This is a genomic window from Georgenia sp. TF02-10, from assembly GCF_022759505.1.
Taxonomy (GTDB): Bacteria; Actinomycetota; Actinomycetes; order Actinomycetales; family Actinomycetaceae; genus TF02-10.
Window position 1 is genome coordinate 2789830 of the sequence record NZ_CP094289.1, and the last position, 18542, is coordinate 2808371.

An 18542-nucleotide genomic window follows, 5' to 3' on the forward strand; every position below is an offset into this window, starting at 1 on the left:
TCAGTTCCTCCTCAGGGTGAGGCTGATCCGGTGGGCGGCGAGCACGACGGCGATGAGCACGAGCCCGGGGAGCGTGGTGAGCCACCAGGAGGTGGCGATGTAGTTGCGGCCCTCGGCAATGAGCAGGCCCCACTCGGGGGTGGGCGGCGGGGCGCCGTAGCCGAGGAAGCCCAGGGTCGCGATGGCGAGGATGGCGGTGCCGAGCTGCAGCACCGCGAGGGCGGCGACGGCGCCCACGGCACCCGGCAGCACGTGCCGCCGCAGCACCCCCAGGTAGCTGCCGCCGCTGCCGAAGGCCGCCTCGACGTAGTCGGTGCGCCGCAGCCGGACCACCTCCGCCCGGGTGAGCCGGGCGAACGCGGCCACCGACCCCACCCCGACGGCGATGGCCACGTTGGTGGTGCCGAAGCCGAGCAGGATGATGACGCTGAGCGAGAGCAGCAGCGCCGGGACGGCGAGGAGGACGTCCACCACGCGCATGAGGACGTCGTCGACGAGGCGGCCGGCCGACCCGGCCAGCACGCCGAGCGCGGTGCCGACCACCAGGCCGACGGCGACGGCGATCACGGCGCTGGTCAGGGAGTGCACCGCGCCGTGGATCACCCGGGCGAGCAGGTCCCGACCCAGGGCGTCGGTCCCGAACGGGTGGGCGGCGCTCGGCGGCTGGAGCTTCTCGGCCGGAACCCCGACGAGCGGGTCGTGCGCGGTGAACAGGCCCGGGACCAGGGCCCAGGCGGCGACGACGGCCAGCACGAGGACGGCCAGGCCGACCGTCGGGTCGGCCCGGCGCAGCCGGGCCACGGCCCGGGCGGCGCCGGAACGGGCACCGGCTCCGGCCCCGGCCCCCGGCACGGCGGGCCGGCCGGACGCCGTCGTGGTCTGCTGGGCGGTCATGCGGTGAGCCTCACCTTCGCGCGGGGGTCGAGGACGGGGTAGAGCAGGTCGACGGCCAGGTTGACCAGGGTGAAGACCGCGGCGGCGAGCACGACGACGGCCTGCAGGACGGGGACGTCCTGGTTGGCCACGGCCTGCTCGGCGACCCGGCCGATGCCGGCCCGGCCGAAGACCGTCTCCGTCACCACCGCCCCGCCGATCAGCTCGCCGAGGAGCACGCCGGCGATGGCGACGGTGGGCGGCAGGGCGTTGCGGGCGACCGTGCGGGTCAGCAGCCAACGGCGGGAGGCGCCCTTCGCCGTCGTCACCGCGACGAACGGCTGGGCGCTGACGGTGTCGATGCTGCGCAGCAGGACCTGCGCCAGCGGCGCCGCGATCGGCACGGCCAGGGTCAGCACCGGCAGCACCAGGGACTCCACCGGGCCGGCGCCGATGGTGCGGACCAGCCCGAGGCGGAAGCTGAGCACCTGCACCAGCACGATGCCCAGCCAGAACACCGGGACCGCGGCGAGCAGGGACGGCAGCGAGGCGGCGGCGGTGCGCAGCCAGCGCAGCGGCGCCAGGGTGGCGGCGGCGGCGATGCCCAGGGCGAGCAGGACGGCGGTGACGAAGCCCGCCACGGCGAGCGTCGCCGTCGCCGGCAGGGCCTCGCCGAGCAGCTGGCCGACGGGCGTGCCGTACTGCACCGAGTAGCCCAGGTCCCCGCCGAGGAAGCCGGTGAGGGTGTGCAGGTACTGGGTCAGCGGGCTGGCGTCGGCGCCGTAGGCGGTGCGGACCGCCGCCAGCTGCTCGGCGGACAGGCCGAGCTCGGGGTTGTCGAACTTGATCAGGATCGCGTCCCCGGGCAGCGCCTGCAGGAGGACGAAGCTGGCGGTGAACGCGGCGAGCAGGACGACCGCGGCCTGCCCGGTGCGGGCGAGCACGTAGCGCACGGCCTCCCCCTCAGCGCCCGGTGGCGACGTCGTAGAAGGTGGGCCGGCCCACGGCCTCGAAGGCCAGGCCGGTGACGTCCGGCGCGGCGCCGTAGACCTGCGGCTCCTCGAAGAGCGGGATGTAGTAGGCCTGCTCGGCGAGGTAGTCCTGGACGTCGGCGGAGCGCTGCAGCCGGGCCTGCGGGTCCGGCTCGGCGGCCACCGCCTCGAGCAGGCCGTCGAGGGTGGCGTCGTCGGAGAGCAGGACGTCGCGGTTGTCGGTGTGGAACTGGCTCTTGATGACGTCCAGGTCCGCCCGGCCGACCATCGAGTGGTACAGCGGGGTCTTGAGCGGGTCGAGGGTGTCGGTGGCGTAGCTGCCCGCGTCGGGGGACTTCACGTTCAGCTCCACGCCGATCTCGGCCAGCTGCTGGCCGACCAGCTCCAGCGTCGGCTTGGACAGGGGCTGGGCGGCCGAGGCGTAGACGTCCAGGGACAGCCGCTGACCGTCCTTGACCCGGATGCCGTCCGGGCCGGGGGTCCAGCCGGCCTCGGTCAGCAGCGCCGCCGCGCGGTCCGGGTCGTGGGCGAGGGCTTCGGAGGTGTCGTGGTAGCCGGGCGCGGCCGCGCTGAGCACGGAGGTGGCCGCGGGGTAGTTGTCGGTGAAGACGGTCTCCACCACCTGCCGGTTGTCCACCCCGTGCACCAGTGCCTGGCGCACCCGGAGGTCGGCCAGGAGCGGGTTGGTGAACCGCAGCGCGAGGCCGTTGTTGACCCCGCGGGTCTGCGGGGCGAAGAGCTGGAAGCCGGCCTGGGTCACCTGCTCCTCGTCCGGGGCCTGGACGTAGCGGACGACGTCGGCCTGCCCGGACAGCAGCGACCCGAGCCGGACGCTGTCCTCGGGGGTGACGACGATGGTGACGGTGTCCAGGTGGGCCCGGCCCTGGTGCTCCGACGACGGCGGCGCCCAGTCGTAGTCCTCCCGCGCGGTCAGCGTGATCTCGGTGCCGACCTGCTCGTCGGTGATCACGAACGGGCCGGAGCCGACGATCTCGGTGGCGCTGCCCGCGCCGAGGTCCTCCAGCGGGCGGTCCAGCGTCTCCGGGGAGAGGAGCCCGGAGGTGATGGTGGAGGTGGCCTGCAGGAAGCCGGGCGCCGGGGCGGAGAACCGGAAGGTCACCGTGTCCTCGTCGACCACCTCGCTGCCGGCGTAGTTGTTGACCGCCTCGGACACGGTCAGCCCGCGCTCGTCGTCGCCCAGCCCGAAGGTGTCGAAGTTGCGGGCCACCGCCGCGGCGTCCAGCGGGGTGCCGTCGGAGAAGGTGACGCCGTCGCGGAGGTTGAAGGTGTACTCGGTGGCGTCGGCGTTCACCTGCCAGTCGGTGGCGATCCACGGCTCGATCTCCAGGGTCTCCGGGTCCTGGTAGGTGAGCCGGTCGGTGACGTTGTTGACCAGCGCGCCGTTGGGGTAGAAGCCGGACTGGGGCGGGTAGAGCGTCGTGTGCGGCTGGTACTCCAGGTAGGTCAGGTTGCCGCCCTGCCCGTCCGGCTGGCCGCCGGAGGCCGCGGCGTCCCGCCCGCCGGCGCAGCCGGCCAGGAGGGCGGTGGCGCCGAGGACGGCGACGGCGGCCGTGGTGCGGGCAGGGGTGCGGGCGGGGGTGCGGGCGGCCCGGGTGCGGCCGCCCTGCCTGTCGGTGGCCGCTGGGCTGCCGTCGGCCGGGAGCGGGTGGCCGGGCGTGCGGGTCATGGTTCTCCTCGATGACGTGCGGGGCGGGGATGGGGCGGGCGGGCATGCGGAGGCCGAGGGCGTGGATGGCCGTGCGCGCTTGGTATGGGTGCAGCTCGGTGCCGTGGCGGAGGACGACCACCGGGACGGAAGGAAGCGAACCGAGAGCTCAGGAGTGCGCGGAGAAGGTGCCTGGTGCCGTGCGGGCGGCGGCCGTCGCGGGATCGGCCCGGTGTGGTGAAACCGCTCGCCGTCGGCGAGCCGGGTCCGGCCCGCTCAGGCTCCCTGGCCGCGGTCCAGTCCTCGTGGCAGGCCTCGGACAGATCGCCCTGGCCACGCCCCGGTCATGGTTTGCGACGGCGCTCGACGGCCGGGCGACGACCGGGAACGGCTCGGCGGCGCCCAGGGCCAGTGGCGATCCTCGGCCCGGGTCACTGGGGCCGCTGGCTCATCAGCCTCCGGCGACCAGCGCCACCGGTCCTCGGCCCGCGGCGCGCTCCGAGAAGAACCTCAGGCGGTGGCGGCTGCGCCCGGCATGCACATGTGCATGCGGCGGCAACAGGGACGACAGCGGCAGGCACGGCCAGCGTTGGCGTGGAGGGCACGAGCCGTGGCGGCTGTGGTTCCCTTCATCGTTCCTCCGTCTCCTGGTCGCCGGCGGTGACGCCGGCTGGCTGGCCGCTGTCGGCCGGCACGAGCAGGACGCTCCCACGCCTGCCCCGCCAGGCGGCACGACCGGCCCGGTGCGTCCCAGGCGCTGAGACAGAGGTTCCAGCAGTACGCCGGCGTCTCGCCGGCCGGACGGGCCGCCGTCGGGACAGAGCGGGTGGCCTACCCGGGCTACCGTCCGCGGGACCAGGCTGACGGCCGGACTTGCCGGACTGACCCCCGCGCCGCCGCGTCACCCGCCGTCGGCCGGAATTACGGCCAGCGTGGCGAAGTTATGTGCTGCAGGCGGCGTTACCGTAGTTGCGCCGACGACCGCGCGGCGGCGGGTCGGCATGCCAACCCGCCCAGCCAGCTAGCCCCCACCCCCAGGCCCGACCCTGGGGAAGCGTAGAGAGGACCTCCATGGTGCACGAGCCGGTTCACCGCCTGCCGCTGCCCGCACCGGCAGCGGTGGAGTTGAGCGCCAGCGAGTTCAAGCAGGTCTTCCGCCGGCACCCGGCGGGCGTCGCCGTGGTCACCCTGGCCGGCCCCGACGGGCCGGTCGGCTTCACCGCGACCTCCGTCATCTCCGTCTCCGCCGCCCCGCCGGTCCTCGCCTTCTCGGTGGCGGCCGGGTCCTCCGCGCTCCCGGCCCTCGAGCGGGCCGACAGCGTCGTCGTGAACTTCCTGGGTGCGGACGCCAAGGAGACCTCGACCAAGTTCGCCGCTCGCGGGGTCGACCGGTTCGCCGGCGTGGAGTGGTGTCCGCTCACCACCGGCGAGCCGGTGCTGCGCGACGCGCTGTCCTGGGTGCACGGGCACATCGAGGAGCGGCTGGGCGTCGGCGACAGCGTGCTCGTCACCGTTCGGGCGGACCGCGCGGACACCAGCCGCGAGGGCTGGCCGCTGGTCTACGTCGACCGCACCTACCACAACATCGGGGAGCACACCCGCCTCCCCTGAGTCCCGAGCTGGGTGCGCGGGGCCCGCGGCTGCGGGCGCGCGCCCTGCGGCGGCTCCAGGCGCGCGCCCTCAGGCCGGCACGTGGCACCGGAGGTCGAGGTTCCCACGCTCAGGCGCCCAGCACGGCGGTGAGCGCGAGCCGGACCAGGGTCGTGGTGACGGTGGTCCACAGCACGATCGCCACGGCCTGCCACAGCAGGACCCAGCCGCGCGGGGTGCCGGAGGCGACGAGCATCGCCGAGGTGAACTGCGTCGGGATCGCCAGGGGGCCGAGGATGCTCGCGCCCGGCACGCCAAACCGGACCAGCCACCTCTTGAACCGAACGCTCCCCTTCGACTCGGGCTTGGCGGGCTTGGTCGCGATCTCGGTCGCCAGAGTGCCGGTTGCCGCCCCGGCAACGTCCCCGGCCTCGACCCGGGTCCCGCGGCGGTTCACGACGGCGGTGCGGGCCCCCGAGCTGAGCAGCACGACGACGAGCACGCACAAGAAGTTCCCCGTGGCGGCCGCGATGCCGGCGACGAGCGGGTTGATGCCCCCGACCAGTCCGATCGCTGCCCCTCCCTCCCCCTCGATGAACGGGATTGCGGCCGCCAGCATCACGACGAACGGCTGGACGAGCTCGGGCACCTGGGCCACGAGCTCCTGGAAGTTGCGGACAAGGTTCTCGACGGGGTTCACGCTGCTCTCCTCACCTGGGTTCCGGCCGAGTCCTGGCTCGACCCACCCCCAAGGAGAGGCCGTGTTCCTAGAACAGGGTCAAGTCCCGTGACGAACGAGGATCAACCGGCATCCCCACTCGCACCTCGCTCGAAGCGGACGTGCTCGATCGCGAGGATGCCGGCGCGGCGAAGAACGTCGATCTGGGCCGGGTTGTACAGCTCGACCACCGCGTCGACGAACGTCTGCGCAGTGACGTGCTCGCTCTGGGACAGACGCGCCGCCGGGTCGTTCAGCCAGGGGTAGTCGAGGAGGTACTGCGCGATCGTGGCCGCAAGTCGCTCGACGAGGCGCCGCCGCGCTTCCTCGTCCGCGTCGGGAGGGAGCAGATCGAAATCCCGGGCGACGGCGTCGGTGTCGGTCTCCACCATCCTCAGGACGTCCGCGAGGGCCTCCTCGTCGTACAGCTGGCTGTAGAGGTGGATCATCGAGCTGTCGGCCTCCGACAGCCGCGAGGCGACCGACGCGAACCCCGCCGGCGCATCCGCGGGGGCGCCGTCGCGCAGGACCGCCGCGATATCGGCGCGGGCCTTCTGCAGCCGCTCGATGCTCGCTGCCATCTCGGCGTCGAGCTGGCGCAGCGCGTCCGGGGTGTCGTCCCCGCCCGCACCCACCTCGCCGATCTGCGACAGCGGCACGCCTAGCTCGGCGAGCCGCCGGATCCGCAGCAGGCGCACGAGGTGCGGCACCCGGTACTGCTTGTAGCCGTTGTGCTCGCGCTCGGGCTCGTCGAGGAGGCCGAGCCGGTGATAGTGCCGGATCGTGTTCACCGTCGTCCCCGCCAGCTCAGCGAGCTCACGCGTGCTCCACGCCACGTCGTCTCCGCGTTCCCGGGCTGCTCGCGGGAGCCCGTCAGCGGCCGGCCCGGGCCCGGGTCCGCACCCGGACCTGGGCGAGGTCGTCGCGGTGGACGACGGCGCGCGGGTGGTCGTCGTGCCCGGCCCCGCGCAGCTGGTCGGTGGACTTGCCCATCATCCGCGGCACCTCGCCGGACCCGTAGGCCACCAGCCCCCGGGCGACGACGCCCTCCGGCCCGACCAGCTCCACGACGTCGCCGGGCTCGAAGTCCCCGTCCACCCCGACGACGCCGGCGGCGAGCAGGGACCGCTTCCCGTCCGTGACGGCCCGGGCGGCCCCGGCGTCGATGTGCAGCCGGCCGCGGACCTGGGCGGCGTGCGCCAGCCACAGCCGCCGCGCCGACTTGCGCTTGCCGGTCGCGGCGAACCAGGTGCCCACGTCTTCCCCCTCCAGGGCGGGGCGGGCCAGGGCCGCCGAGGTGAGCACCACCGGGATGCCGGCGCCGGTCGCGATGGAGGCGGCGTCGAGCTTGGTCACCATGCCGCCGGTGCCGATGTCGCTGCCGCGCGCGGTGACCTCGACCCCGGCGAGGTCCGCGGGGCTGGTGACGGCGCGGACGAGCCGGGCGCCGCCGTCGGACGGCGGGCCGTCGTAGAGGCCCTCGACGTCGGTGAGCAGCACCAGCGCGTCGGCGCGGACCAGGTGGGAGACGAGGGCGGCGAGGCGGTCGTTGTCCCCGAAGCGGATCTCGTCGGTGGCGACGGTGTCGTTCTCGTTGACGATGGGCACGACGCCGAGGGTGAGCAGCCGCTCCAGCGCGCGCTGGGCGTTGGCGTAGTTGGTCCGCCGGATGAGGTCCTCGGCGGTGAGCAGCACCTGGCCGACCTGCTGGCCGTAGTAGGTGAAGGCCTCGGTGTACCGGGCCACCAGGATGCCCTGGCCCACGGACGCGGTGGCCTGGGCGGTGGCCAGGTCCTTGGGCTTGGCCGGCAGCCCGAGCGGGGTGATGCCGGCGGCGATCGCGCCGGAGGAGACCAGGACGATCTGCTGGCCGCGCCGCCCCCTCGCGGCGAGGATCTCCACGAGGGTGTGCAGGGCCGGCAGGCTGAGGCGCCCGTCGGCGGCGGTCAGCGAGGAGGACCCGACCTTGACGACGACGCGCCGCGCGCCGGCGAGGCCCGCCCGGTCGGCCAGCGGCTGGTTCACCGAGCCATCATCCCGCATCTGCCCGGCGCGCCCAGGATGCGCCCACGGGTGGCGCGACCGCGGACCCAGCGGGCTGCCGACAACGGTTCCGGCCGGGCCCGGGCCCGGGGTTCGGCTCGTCCGGGTGGCGCCGGCGAGCTGGACGGCGGTCAGCCCTTCAGGCCGCGGGGACGCTTGATGTCCTCCTCGGGCGTGCCGGTGTCCTCCTCGGCGCCGGCGGCCGGGTCGCCGCCGCCCTCCTCGCCGTGCACGGGGGGCGCCGGGGAGAGCTCCTCGTCGACGTCGTCCCGGGCAGCGCCGTAGGTGACGTCGCCGGCGCCGGTGGTCGACGGCGCCGGCCCGGACTCCGGCTCGTTCTCCCGGCCGATGGGGACCGGGGCGTCGTCAGGGCCTGGTGTGGTCATGCCCCTACGGTGGCACCGGTGGGCCGCCCGGGCACGCCGGGAGCCGGGCTGGACGACGGCGGCCGCCGCGGGCGCCGTCGCCAGACGGCAGGTGGCGGGGGCGGTCGTCGGCAGACGGCAGATGGCGGGGGCGGTCGTCGGCAGACGGCAGATGGCGGGGGCGCCGTCGGCAGACGGCAGATGGCGGGGGCGCCGTCGGCAGACGACAGGTGGCGAGGGCCGCCGTCGGCACATACGGCGGTCGGCCGGACGGCGGCCGGCGCGGCACGCTACGCGCGGTCGTCCTCCGGGTCCGTCCAGACCCCGCTCTCCCGCTCGGTCCACAGCTCCTCGCGGGCGGCGGCCTTGGCGTCCATGAGGTCGTGGTAGCCGCGGCGCTTCTCCGCCCGGGAGGGCCGAGCGGCCTCCTCCAGGCGCCGGTCGGACCCGCGGGGGCCGAGCAGCTCGGCCCCGGTGCTCAGGGTCGGCTCCCAGTCGAAGACCACCCCGCCGTCGGCCGGGCCGATGACGACGGTGTCCCCCGCGTGCGCGCCGGCGCGGTAGAGCTCCTCCTCCACCCCGAGCCGGGCCAGCCGGTCGGCGAGGTACCCGACCGCCTCGTCGTTGCTGAAGTCGGTCTGGCGCACCCAGCGCTCCGGCTTCGCCCCGCGGACCTGGTAGAAGGTGCCGTCCGGCCCGGCGACGGGGATGACGGTGAAGCCGGCGTCGTCCACCGGGGTGGGCCTCAGGATGGTGCGGGCCGGGGCGGGCTCCGGCGCGGCGGCCCTGGCGGCGGTGACGATCTCGGCGAGGGCGAAGGACAGCGGCCGGAGCCCCTCGTGGCTCGCCGTCGAGACCTCGAAGACGGGCAGGCCCCGCTGCTCCAGGTCGGGGCGGACCAGCGCGGCGAGGTCGCGGGCCTCGGGGACGTCGACCTTGTTGAGCACCACGACGCGGGGGCGGTCCATCAGCGGCACCCGGCCGCCGGCGATGTCCAGGTCAGCGGCATAGGCGGCGAGCTCGGCCTCGATGACGTCCAGGTCGCTGAGCGGGTCGCGGTTCGGCTCGAGGGTGGCGCAGTCCAGCACGTGGACGATGACCGCGCAGCGCTCGATGTGCCGGAGGAACTCCAGCCCGAGGCCCTTGCCGGTGGAGGCGCCGGGGATGAGTCCGGGGACATCGGCGACGGTGTAGCGCTGGTCGCCGGCCTGCACCACGCCGAGGTTGGGCACCAGGGTGGTGAAGGGGTAGTCGGCGATCTTGGGCCGGGCGGCGGACATCGCCGCGACCAGGGAGGACTTGCCGGCGCTGGGGAAGCCGACGAGTGCGACGTCGGCCACCGACTTCAGCTCCAGGACCAGGTCGGCCCGCTCCCCCTCCTCGCCCAGCAGGGCGAACCCGGGGGCCTTGCGGCGGGGGGAGGCGAGGGCGGCGTTGCCGAGCCCGCCGTGCCCGCCGGCCGCGGCGACGTACCGGGTGCCGGCGCCGACGAGGTCGGCCAGGACGGTGCCGTCCGGTGCCTTGACCACGGTGCCGTCCGGCACGGGCAGGACCAGGTCCGCCCCGTTCCGCCCGGCGCGCAGGTCCCCCGCGCCCGGGGTGCCGGAGGTGGCCCGCCGGTGCGGGGCGTGGTGGTAGCTCAGCAGCGTTGTGGTGCCGGGATCGACCTCGAGGACGACGTCGCCGCCCCTGCCGCCGTTGGCGCCGTCCGGGCCGGCGAGCGGCTTGAACTTCTCCCGCCGGATGGAGACGCAGCCGTTGCCGCCGTCGCCGGCGGCGACGTGGAGGACGACGCGGTCCACGAAGCTGGCCATGGTTCTCCTCTCCTCGGCGCGGGTCGGTTGGGCGGGGTGCCCCGGGATGCAGCAGGGGCGGACGGCCAGCGCCGTCCGCCCCTGGTGTCGGTTGTGCTCAGGCCTGGGCGAGCACCACGTTGACCACCTTGCGGCCGCGGCGGGTGCCGAAGGCGACGGCCCCGGCCTCGAGCGCGAACAGGGTGTCGTCCTTGCCCCGGCCGACGTTCTCGCCGGGGTGGAAGTGGGTGCCGCGCTGGCGGACGATGATCTCGCCGGCCTTGACGACCTGGCCGCCGAAGCGCTTCACGCCGAGGCGCTGGGCGTTGGAGTCGCGGCCGTTCCGGGAGGAGCTGGCGCCCTTCTTGTGTGCCATCTCAGACCTGCTTTCGTTCGTGAGGAGGAGCTTGCGCTGGCCGCGCGCTCAGCTGATGCCGGTGACCTTCAGGCGGGTCAGCTTGCTGCGGTGACCCATGCGCTTGCGGTAGCCGGTCTTGTTCTTGAACTTCATGATCGAGATCTTCGGGCCCTTCTCGTCCCGGACGATCTCGGCCGTGACCGTCACGTTCGCGACGGCGGCACCGGTGGTGACCTTCTCGCCGTCGACGAGCATGATCGGCTCGAGCTGGACGGTCTTGCCGGTCTCGCCGCTCAGCCGGTCCACGACGACGACGTCGCCGACGGACACCTTCTCCTGCCGGCCGCCGGCCTTGACGATCGCGTACACCACGTTGCTGCTCATCTCTGTCGTGTCGGTGGTGCCTGCACGCCCGGGGGCACCGCGGCCCCGGCGGGGTGAGACATTCTCCCGGAAACCGGCGCGCCCGAGCGGCGCACCGACGCTCAAGAGTACGCGGCGCCCGTGCCGGCGGCAAACGGCCGGGGCCGGCCCGGTGGCCGGCCCCGGTGTGGGATCGGGCACAGCGGCGGCGCGACGGCCGCCGGTCCCCCGGCCTGGGCGCCCCGCCGGTCCTGGCGCCGGGTCGGGACCCGGGGTCGGGACCCGACCCCTTCCTGCCGCGGCGAGAGCTGGGCCCGTGGCGATGTCGGTGGCCGGTGGGAGCCTTCGGCCATGGACACCACGGTTCCGCTCTCCGGCGCACAGGTGCTCGCGGCGTACTTCGCCGAGTCGCCGGCCCTGCGCCATCCCGCCCGCCGGGCGCGTGCCGCCCAGGTGCGCGCGCACCTGGAGGTCTACCTGGACACCGAGGGCGACAGCTGGCTCACCGACGATGAGCTGCTGCTCGTCGAGGCCGAGCGCCAGCTCGAGCCGGCCGGGGCCGTCAGCCGGGTCACCGGGCCGGAGGCGCTGGTGGCCATGCTGGCCGGCTTCGTCGACCCGGCGTGGCTGATGCCGGCACCAGCCCAGCGGCAGGCCCAGCTGGTGGTCGTCGAGGACCTGCTGGCGTGGCTCATCGACGGGCGGTTCGTGCACCCCGGCGAGATGGCCTGCTCGCTGCTGGAGATCGAGGTCCGGGTGCAGCAGGCCTGGCGGAACCTGCGGGCGCGGGAGCGGCTGCGGTGACGGCCAAGGGGCGTGCCCTCCGGGTGCCGCCCGGATGCTCCGGGGGCCGCTGGTCGCCGATCTGCTCGGTCGCTCCGCGCTCCGCGTGCCGTCCGGTCGCTCCGGCTGCGGCTCAGTCGGTCAGGTCTGCCAGTGCCACCGCGATCCGCTCGTCCCCGCTGATGGCCTCCACCACGAGGCCGGCGGTGGCCGGGTCGTCCAGGGCGGCGCAGATGACCCGCGCGACGTCCTCGCGGGGGATCGACCCCCGGCCCACCTCGCGGCCCAGGGTCACCGAACCGGTGCCCGGCTCGTCGGTCAGGCCGCCGGGCCGGATGATCGTCCAGTCCAGGTCCCGGGCCATCAGGTCCTCGTCGGCAGCCTTCTTGGCGTCGAGGTAGGCGGCGAAGACCTCGTCGTCGACCCCGGCCCCGCCGGTGTCGGCGCCCATGGAGGAGACCATCACGTAGCGGCGGACCCCGGCGCGCTCGGCCGCGTCGGCGAGCTGCACGGCGCCGGCCCGGTCGACCGTGTCCTTCCGGGCCGCGCCGCTGCCCGGGCCGGCGCCGGCCGCGAAGACGACGGCGTCCGCCCCGGCGAGGTGCGGGGCGAGCTCCTCGGCGGTCCCGCGCTCGAGGTCGTAGACCACCGGACGGACGCCGTCGGCCTCCAGGTCGGGGACGTGGGCGGGGTTGCGGACGAGGCCGATGACCTCATCACCCCGACTGGCGAGCTGGCGGCCGAGGTGACGGGCGACCTGGCCATGGGCCCCGGCGATGACGATGCGCATCCTTCGACCTTACCCGCGCGCATCCGTGCCGCACCGTGAGGACCGCCGGCCCCAGGACCGCACGGTCAGGCCGTCCACTCCTCGATGGTGCGGGTGATCTCGGGGGCGTCCGGGCGGACCCGCGGCCGGAAGCGCTTGACGCGTCCGTCCGGGTGGACGAGGAACTTCTCGAAGTTCCAGGTCACCCGGCCGGCCTTGCCCTCGCCGTCCGGGGTCTTGGTGAGCTCGCGGTAGAGCGGGTGCGCGTGACTGCCGTTGACCCGGACCTTCTCCGCCATCGGGAACGTCACGCCCCAGGTGGCCGAGCAGTACTCGGCGATCGCGTCGGCGTCGCCGAGCTCCTGGAGGAACTGGTTGCTGGGGAAGCCGAGGACGGTGAAGCCCGCGTCGCCGTAGGTGCGCTGCAGGTCCTCGAGCTGCTCGTACTGCGGGGCGAGCCCGCAGCGGGAGGCGACGTTGACGATGAGCGCCACCCGCCCGTCGGCCAGCTCCCCGAACGTGGTTCGCTCCCCGCGGAGCGTGGTGACCTCGATGCTGCTCAGGTCCATGCGACTTCCTCTCGGTTCGTCCGCCGACGGCGGTGTGCTCAGACGGGTCGGGCCGCCGTCGACGGCGCGGGCCGGGACGCCGACGGCGACGCGGGCACTGGCTTCGAAGTCGATGTCGACCGCGACGGCGACGCGGGTAGCGGCTCCGACGGTGCCGCGGGCCGGGGGAAGGTGGACACCGTCTCGCGCAGCCCGCTCAGCCGGGCGACGAGCTCGTGCGCCGCGCCCGGGTCGAGGTCCATCGCCTGGGTCAGGCAGTCCTCGAGCCACCCGAGCTGGCCTCTGACCTCTTGGCTGTCGGGGGTCGCGCGGACGCGGACCCGGCGACGGTCGTCCGGGTCGACCTCCCGGGAGACGAGGCCGGCCCGCTCCAGCCGGTTCAGCAGGCCCGCGACGCTGCTGGAATCCAGCATGAGGGTCTCGGCGATCCGCCCGGGGGTCGCCTCCTCGTGCTCCCACAGCACCGCGAGCACCATGAGCTGCTGGTAGGTCAGGCCCCACGGCGCGAGCAGGTCCCGGTACAGCTGCAGGGTCGCGTTCATGGCCGAGTACAGCGCGAGGCAGACCGCCTCGCTCAGCCGTTCGTCTCGCTCCTCGCCGCTCACGCCATAACTCTTGCATACAAGAAGCACGCGTGCAAGACTTTCCGGACGGAAGCCCGGCGGCCGGCGCCATGCCGCCGCCGGTCGAGCACGTCCTTGTGGTACTTGCGGCCCCTTCTCGCGCCGGGAAGGGGCCGCAAGTACCACAAGGACGTGCGCCTTCCGCACCGGACCGGCCCACGCCCGGCTGATCACGCGATGCCGTGGTGCAGGGCCGGCCACCGCAGAGCGCCTCCTCCTGGGGGCGCGCGATCGAGAGGAACCACCGTGAACGACCCCCTGTACACCACAGAGGCCCTGTCCACCGGCGCCGGCCGCGACGGCCACGTGCGCAGCACGGACGGACGGGTCGACCTGGACCTGGCGGTCCCGAAGGGGATGGGTGGCTCCGGCGACGGGGCCAACCCCGAGGAGCTCTTCGCCGCCGGGTACGCCGCCTGCTTCCACTCCGCCCTCCAGGGCGTCGCCCGGGCCCAGAAGGTCAAGGTCACCGACAGCTCGGTGGGCGCCCGCGTGCAGATCGGGCCGAACGGCCAGGGCGGGTTCGAGCTCGCCGTCGAGCTCGAGGTCACGATGCCCGGCGTCCCGCACGAGCAGGCCCAGGAGCTCGCCGAGGCCGCGCACCAGGTGTGCCCGTACTCCAACGCGACCCGCGGCAACATCGAGGTCAAGCTCTCGGTCGTCGAGGACTAGGACCGGTCAGTGCCGGGCGCGTCGCGGCGACGCTGCCCCGCCTGCACGGGCCCGGCGCCGCGCCGTCGGCCAGCGTCGGCGCTGCCCGGGCCCGCGCCGGTCGACACCAGTGCCGCGTCCGCCCCCGGCTGGCGCCGCCCGCGCGGGGCGCCGTCGCGGCCGACGCTGCCCGCCCGCGCCGGCGCCGCCCGGCGGCCGCAGCGGCCGTCGGCCCTCGGCCCCTACTCCCGCACCGCCCCCTCGAGCAGCCCCTGGATGAAGTGGCGCTGGAGGAAGAGGTAGAGCACCACCACCGGCAGCGCGACGATGACCGCGCCGGCGGCGAGCAGGGTCGTGCCCTGGACGTACTGGCCCTGGAAGAGGGCGAGGCCGAGCGGGGCGGTGCGCAGCTCGCCGTTGGGGGACATGACCAGCGGGATGAGGAACTCGTTCCACGTCCACATGAAGACCAGCAGCACCAGGGTCACGATCGCCGGCCGCGCCACCGGGACCAGGACCTGCCAGAGCACCCGGTGGTGGCCGGCGCCGTCGAGCCGCGCCGCCTCGATCAGCGAGCGGTTCGCGCCGCGGAAGTACGCCCGCATCCAGAACGTGCCGAACGCGACCGACTGCGCCACCTGCGGCAGCGCGATCCCCCAGACCGTGTTGGTCAGGCCGAGGATCTGCAGGTCGAAGAACAGCGGGACGACGATCGCCTCGGTCGGCACCATGATGCCGAGCAGGAAGATGTAGAACAGCACCTGGGAGCCGGGGAACTCGAACGCCCCGAAGGCGTACCCGGCCATGACGGACAGCACCGTCGAGGCGCTGACCACGATCAGGGCGACGAGCACGGAGTTGCGCAGGTACTGCGCGAAGTGGCCCTCGTCCCAGGCGCGGGCGAAGTTCTCCCAGTGCAGCCCGCCGGCGGCGGCGTCCGCGGCGGTCTCCGGCGCCAGCGCGGTGACGACGATGGCGAGCACCGGGCCGAGCGCCACCAGGGCGAAGAGGACGAGGATCAGGTAGTTCGCGGCCCGCTCGGTCGCCGAGACCCTCACCGCTGCCGCTCCCCGACGCGGTTGACGGCCAGGTTGAGCAGGAAGATCAGGACGGTCAGCACGACGGCGACGGTGGCCGCCGAGCCGACGTCGCCGAGCTGGAACGCCCGGCGGTAGACCTCGAAGCTCGGCACGCTCGTGGTCGTGCCCGGCCCGCCGGAGGTGGTGACGTAGACCAGGTCGAAGGTCTTCAGCGCGGCGATGACGGTCATGGTGAGGGCGACGACGATCTCCGCCCGCACGGCCGGGACGGTGATCGCCCGGAAGGACCGTACCGGGCCGGCGCCGTCGAGCGCGGCCGCCTCGTAGAGCTCGCCCGGGATGCGGGACATGCCGGCCATCAGCAGCACGGTGACCAGGCCGGTGGAGACCCAGGTGCCGATGAGGCCGACGGCGGGCAGCGTCCAGGTGAAGTCGCCCAGCCAGGCCCGGGTGACGGAGTCCAGCCCGACGGCGCGCAGGAACGTGTTGAGGTAGCCCTCGGGGGCGTAGATCTGCCGCCAGGCGACGGCGACGACGACCATCGCGATGACCTGGGGAAGGAAGATGACGGTGCGGAAGAACCCCAGGCCGCGCACCTTGGCCCGGGTGAGCAGCGCGGCGAGCACCAGGCCGATCCCGAGCGGCAGGACGGCGAAGAAGAAGATGAGGACCAGGGCGTGCCCGAACGCCGCGCGCAGCTGGGGGTCGGTCAGCACCTCGGCGTAGTTCGCCAGCCCGACGAAGGTCGCCAGGGTCAGCCCGTCCCAGTCGTACAGGGAGATCTGGACCGCCCGGCCGAGCGGGTAGAGCAGGAAGGCTGCGTAGACGACGAAGGCCGGGGCGAGGAAGGCGTAGGGCGTCAGCCCGTACCGGCCGAGCCGCCGTCGGGCGGTGCCGCCGGCGGTGACGTCCCGACGACGGCCGGTCGCGTCCCTCGATGGGCCCCGACGGCGGCCGGTCGCGTTCTCGGGTGCGTCCCGCCGTCGGCCGGTCGCGTCCGCGGGTGCGTCCCGCCGTCGGCCGGCCCTGGCCGCAGGTGCATCCTGCTGCCCGGCCGCCGGACCGGGCTCAGGACCCGCTGGCGACGAAGCCGGCATAGTCCGCCTCGACCTGCTCGGTGAGCTGCTGCGGCGTGATCTCCCCGGCCATCAGCTGCTGGAGGGCCTGGCCGAGCGTGTCGCCCATCGTCGGGGTGGCGTAGTCGAGGTACGGCAGGAGCTCGCCGTCCTCGGTCACCTCGGCGTAGGCGGTGAACACCTCGGCGAGCAGGCCGCCGTCGGGCGCGTGCTCCGCGGTGTCCACGACCGGCAGGTTCCCCGTCTCGGCGAGCACCCCCATGGCGTCCGGGGAGGTGATGAAGTCGAGGTAGGCCGCGGCGACGTCGGGGTCCTCGGCCTGGGAGGTGATGGCGAAGGGGATCCCGGTGCCGCCGGTGGTGACCGGGCCCTGGCCGGCCTCGGTCGGCGGCGGGGCGAAGAACCCGACCTCCTCGCCCATGGCGTCGCCGATGTCGGCGGCGAGCCAGGAGCCGGCGATGAGGTAGACCCCGGCGCCCTCGGTGAAGGACTGCCACACGGCGTCGTAGTCGGCGCCGTTGAACCCCTCGTTGAAGTAGCCGGCGGTGGCCCAGTCCTGCAGGACGGCGGCCGCCTGCTGGTTGATGTCGGTGTCCCAGCTCGCCCCGGGGTTGCCGAAGCCGAGGGTGCGGATCTCGTCGGCGTCGACGTAGGCGCCCTGGACCGGGCCGAAGACGTGCAGCGCCGGCCACTGGTCGAGGTTGCCCAGGAGCAGCGGCGTCTCGCCGGCAGCCTTGATCGTCGGGAGCTGCTCCTCGAGCTCGGCCCAGGTCTCCGGGACCTGCAGGCCGAGCTCGGCCAGCTTGGGCTTGGAGTAGTAGATCCCGACGACCTCGCCGACCTGCGGCAGCCCGTAGAGCGACCCCTCGCCGAAGGTGGCCCCGTCCTCGCTGTAGCTGGCGTACTGGCGCACGCTCTCCGGGAAGCGATCGGTCCAGCCGTACGCCTCCGCGTAGGGGTCCAGCGACCGCAGCTGGCCGGCGGCGACGAACTGCCCCATCTGCGCCCGGGCGTTGTTGGCCTGGGTCACGTCCGGGGCGTCGTTGCCGGTCAGCGCCAGGCGCAGGGTGGCGCCGAGGTCATCGTTGGACTGGGTCTTCCGCTCGATGGTGATGTTCGGGTAGCGCTCCATGAAGGCGGCGTTGAGCCGCTCCATCTGCTCGTTCTGCCCACCGCGGACCTCCTGGTCCCACACCACGAGGGTCTGCTCGGGGGCGTCGGAGATGTCGGTGACCACCTCGGTGGGTTCCGACGTCGTTCCGCCGTCGCCGTCCTGGGCGCCGTTCTGGCCGCCGCCCTGCGAGCCGGGCGTGCAGGCGGCGAGGACGACGGCGGCCGCGGCGGCCAGCGCCGCCGCGGCACCGCGTGCGGGACGCACTGGGGTTCTCATGCTGGGTCTCCTGTCTGCAGTGGTCCTCATTGTGCTGCAGGGCGGTGGTCGCGGCCGGCCGCGCGCCGCCGCGGCGCGCCGCGCGCCAGGCCAGAGGCAGGCAGAGGGTTGGACACCTCACCGATGTGCCAGATAGTCGGCCAGGTGGCACTTGTGCTCGACGACGAACGCCAAACGTCCCGGAACAACGTTCGACAGTCACGCTGCAGCAGGCATGCTACGTTGCGCTCACAGTTCGCTCCTATCGAAGGAGAACATCGTGGTTCAGTCTTTCGCGCTGCGCACACGGTCGGTTGTGATCGTCCTCTTCGGTGTCGTCCTCGCGCTGGTGATGGTCTTGACGTCGTCGCCAGCCACAGCCGCCGCACCGGATGACATAGACCGGCGGTCCTCGCCCTCGCTCCACATCACCGATGCGCCGCTGCTAGGCAAAACCGGCGCCGTACCCGCGACCGCGAGCGGCGATCTGCTCGATGGCGGCGTCGCGCTCGACGCTACAGGCTACAGGGTCGTCTGCAAAGGAAGCGTCGAGTACGCACATCTCTCCCGTGGGGCCGGTGGTGCTGTCTCGAAGATTCGGATCACCTGCACGGGCTCAGGCCTGAGCTCGGTCAACGTGCGGGTGCAAGGCCTGTTGCAGTTCGCAAGGTCATCCTCCCCGAACAACACCAACGTCAACTTCGTCCAGCGGGCGAGCAGCGATCAGTGGCAGCGGGTGATCGTGAATGGCAGCGCCGTGACGTTCTACCTACCCGAGGTCGGGGGGAATGGCGGTCGTGGCACAGGGTTTTGGCGGTCGACCGGCACCTGGTACTTCAAGCACCCCGGAGGGGACTCAACGGTGGGCTCGGATACCGTCACCGTCTTCAAGACGATCTGA

20 protein-coding genes are annotated in these 18542 nt (G+C 73.8%); 4 read left to right on the plus strand and 16 right to left on the minus strand.

The window, feature by feature from the left end; genetic code table 11:
- The 3 genes from MF406_RS12590 to MF406_RS12600 are packed head-to-tail and all read right to left on the minus strand — an operon-like array spanning nucleotide 1 to nucleotide 3552.
- On the minus strand, nucleotides 1-894 hold the full coding sequence (locus MF406_RS12590) for an ABC transporter permease (protein WP_242894234.1): 894 nt from the start codon (nucleotides 892-894) through the stop codon (nucleotides 1-3).
- Nucleotides 891-1826, minus strand: coding sequence for an ABC transporter permease (locus MF406_RS12595; RefSeq protein WP_242894236.1), 936 nt, complete (start codon nucleotides 1824-1826; stop codon nucleotides 891-893). Before MF406_RS12595 ends, MF406_RS12590 begins: the two co-directional genes overlap by 4 nt.
- 10 nt (nucleotides 1827-1836) lie before the next feature.
- Nucleotides 1837-3552 (minus strand): TIGR04028 family ABC transporter substrate-binding protein, encoded by a 1716-nt coding sequence (locus tag MF406_RS12600; protein WP_242894238.1) that lies wholly within the window; start codon nucleotides 3550-3552, stop codon nucleotides 1837-1839.
- Between the two features lie 1053 nt (nucleotides 3553-4605).
- Between MF406_RS12600 and MF406_RS12605 the strand changes: the two genes are divergently transcribed.
- Entirely contained in the window at nucleotides 4606-5142 is a 537-nt protein-coding gene (locus tag MF406_RS12605) for a flavin reductase family protein (RefSeq protein ID WP_242894241.1), read from the plus strand.
- 109 nt (nucleotides 5143-5251) lie between these two features.
- Here MF406_RS12605 and MF406_RS12610 read toward each other — a convergent pair whose 3' ends face one another.
- The 7 genes from MF406_RS12610 to rplU form a co-directional block, all read right to left on the minus strand.
- On the minus strand, nucleotides 5252-5821 hold the full coding sequence (locus MF406_RS12610; RefSeq protein WP_242894244.1) for a small multidrug efflux protein: 570 nt from the start codon (nucleotides 5819-5821) through the stop codon (nucleotides 5252-5254).
- A 101-nt stretch (nucleotides 5822-5922) separates the two neighbouring features.
- Nucleotides 5923-6675, minus strand: coding sequence for a MerR family transcriptional regulator (locus MF406_RS12615; RefSeq protein ID WP_242894247.1), 753 nt, complete (start codon nucleotides 6673-6675; stop codon nucleotides 5923-5925).
- A 37-nt stretch (nucleotides 6676-6712) separates the two neighbouring features.
- Nucleotides 6713-7882, minus strand: a complete 1170-nt coding sequence (proB, locus tag MF406_RS12620) for a glutamate 5-kinase (RefSeq protein WP_242894250.1) — start codon at nucleotides 7880-7882, stop codon at nucleotides 6713-6715.
- Nucleotides 7883-8013: 131 nt separating this feature from the next.
- Nucleotides 8014-8268, minus strand: a complete 255-nt coding sequence (locus MF406_RS12625; RefSeq protein WP_242894252.1) for a hypothetical protein — start codon at nucleotides 8266-8268, stop codon at nucleotides 8014-8016.
- 269 nt (nucleotides 8269-8537) lie between these two features.
- Complete coding sequence (gene obgE / locus MF406_RS12630; protein ID WP_242894254.1) at nucleotides 8538-10061, minus strand: GTPase ObgE; 1524 nt, start codon at nucleotides 10059-10061, stop codon at nucleotides 8538-8540.
- A gap of 97 nt (nucleotides 10062-10158) precedes the next feature.
- Nucleotides 10159-10416, minus strand: coding sequence for a 50S ribosomal protein L27 (gene rpmA / locus MF406_RS12635; protein WP_242894257.1), 258 nt, complete (start codon nucleotides 10414-10416; stop codon nucleotides 10159-10161).
- A 48-nt stretch (nucleotides 10417-10464) separates the two neighbouring features.
- Nucleotides 10465-10770 carry a 50S ribosomal protein L21 gene (gene rplU, locus MF406_RS12640; protein ID WP_242897781.1) on the minus strand — a complete coding sequence of 102 codons (306 nt, stop codon included), beginning with the start codon at nucleotides 10768-10770 and terminating at the stop codon, nucleotides 10465-10467.
- A gap of 342 nt (nucleotides 10771-11112) precedes the next feature.
- Between rplU and MF406_RS12645 the strand changes: the two genes are divergently transcribed.
- Entirely contained in the window at nucleotides 11113-11565 is a 453-nt protein-coding gene (locus tag MF406_RS12645; protein ID WP_242894260.1) for a hypothetical protein, read from the plus strand.
- Nucleotides 11566-11677: 112 nt separating this feature from the next.
- Here the strand turns inward: MF406_RS12645 and MF406_RS12650 are convergent, their stop codons facing one another.
- The 3 genes from MF406_RS12650 to MF406_RS12660 form a co-directional block, all read right to left on the minus strand.
- On the minus strand, nucleotides 11678-12334 hold the full coding sequence (locus tag MF406_RS12650; RefSeq protein ID WP_242894263.1) for an SDR family oxidoreductase: 657 nt from the start codon (nucleotides 12332-12334) through the stop codon (nucleotides 11678-11680).
- 65 nt (nucleotides 12335-12399) lie between these two features.
- Nucleotides 12400-12882 (minus strand): glutathione peroxidase, encoded by a 483-nt coding sequence (locus tag MF406_RS12655; protein WP_242894266.1) that lies wholly within the window; start codon nucleotides 12880-12882, stop codon nucleotides 12400-12402.
- 38 nt (nucleotides 12883-12920) lie between these two features.
- Entirely contained in the window at nucleotides 12921-13487 is a 567-nt protein-coding gene (locus tag MF406_RS12660) for a MarR family winged helix-turn-helix transcriptional regulator (RefSeq protein WP_242894269.1), read from the minus strand.
- A 264-nt stretch (nucleotides 13488-13751) separates the two neighbouring features.
- Here MF406_RS12660 and MF406_RS12665 point away from each other — a divergent pair, with 264 nt between their 5' ends.
- The gene (locus MF406_RS12665; RefSeq protein WP_242894272.1) at nucleotides 13752-14177 is read left to right on the plus strand and encodes an organic hydroperoxide resistance protein; all 426 of its coding nucleotides are present in this window, start codon (nucleotides 13752-13754) and stop codon (nucleotides 14175-14177) included.
- A gap of 221 nt (nucleotides 14178-14398) precedes the next feature.
- Here the strand turns inward: MF406_RS12665 and MF406_RS12670 are convergent, their stop codons facing one another.
- Genes MF406_RS12670 through MF406_RS12680 form a run of 3 tightly spaced genes read right to left on the minus strand, consistent with a single transcriptional unit; the run spans nucleotide 14399 to nucleotide 17662 of the window.
- Nucleotides 14399-15214: a carbohydrate ABC transporter permease gene (locus MF406_RS12670; RefSeq protein WP_242894274.1), complete on the minus strand. Its 816-nt coding sequence runs from the start codon at nucleotides 15212-15214 to the stop codon at nucleotides 14399-14401.
- Nucleotides 15211-16293, minus strand: coding sequence for a carbohydrate ABC transporter permease (locus tag MF406_RS12675; protein WP_371744487.1), 1083 nt, complete (start codon nucleotides 16291-16293; stop codon nucleotides 15211-15213). The genes MF406_RS12670 and MF406_RS12675 overlap by 4 nt, the downstream gene beginning before the upstream one ends.
- Nucleotides 16265-17662, minus strand: coding sequence for an extracellular solute-binding protein (locus MF406_RS12680; RefSeq protein WP_242894276.1), 1398 nt, complete (start codon nucleotides 17660-17662; stop codon nucleotides 16265-16267). Before MF406_RS12680 ends, MF406_RS12675 begins: the two co-directional genes overlap by 29 nt.
- 259 nt (nucleotides 17663-17921) lie before the next feature.
- Between MF406_RS12680 and MF406_RS12685 the strand changes: the two genes are divergently transcribed.
- Nucleotides 17922-18542, plus strand: a complete 621-nt coding sequence (locus tag MF406_RS12685) for a hypothetical protein (RefSeq protein WP_242894278.1) — start codon at nucleotides 17922-17924, stop codon at nucleotides 18540-18542.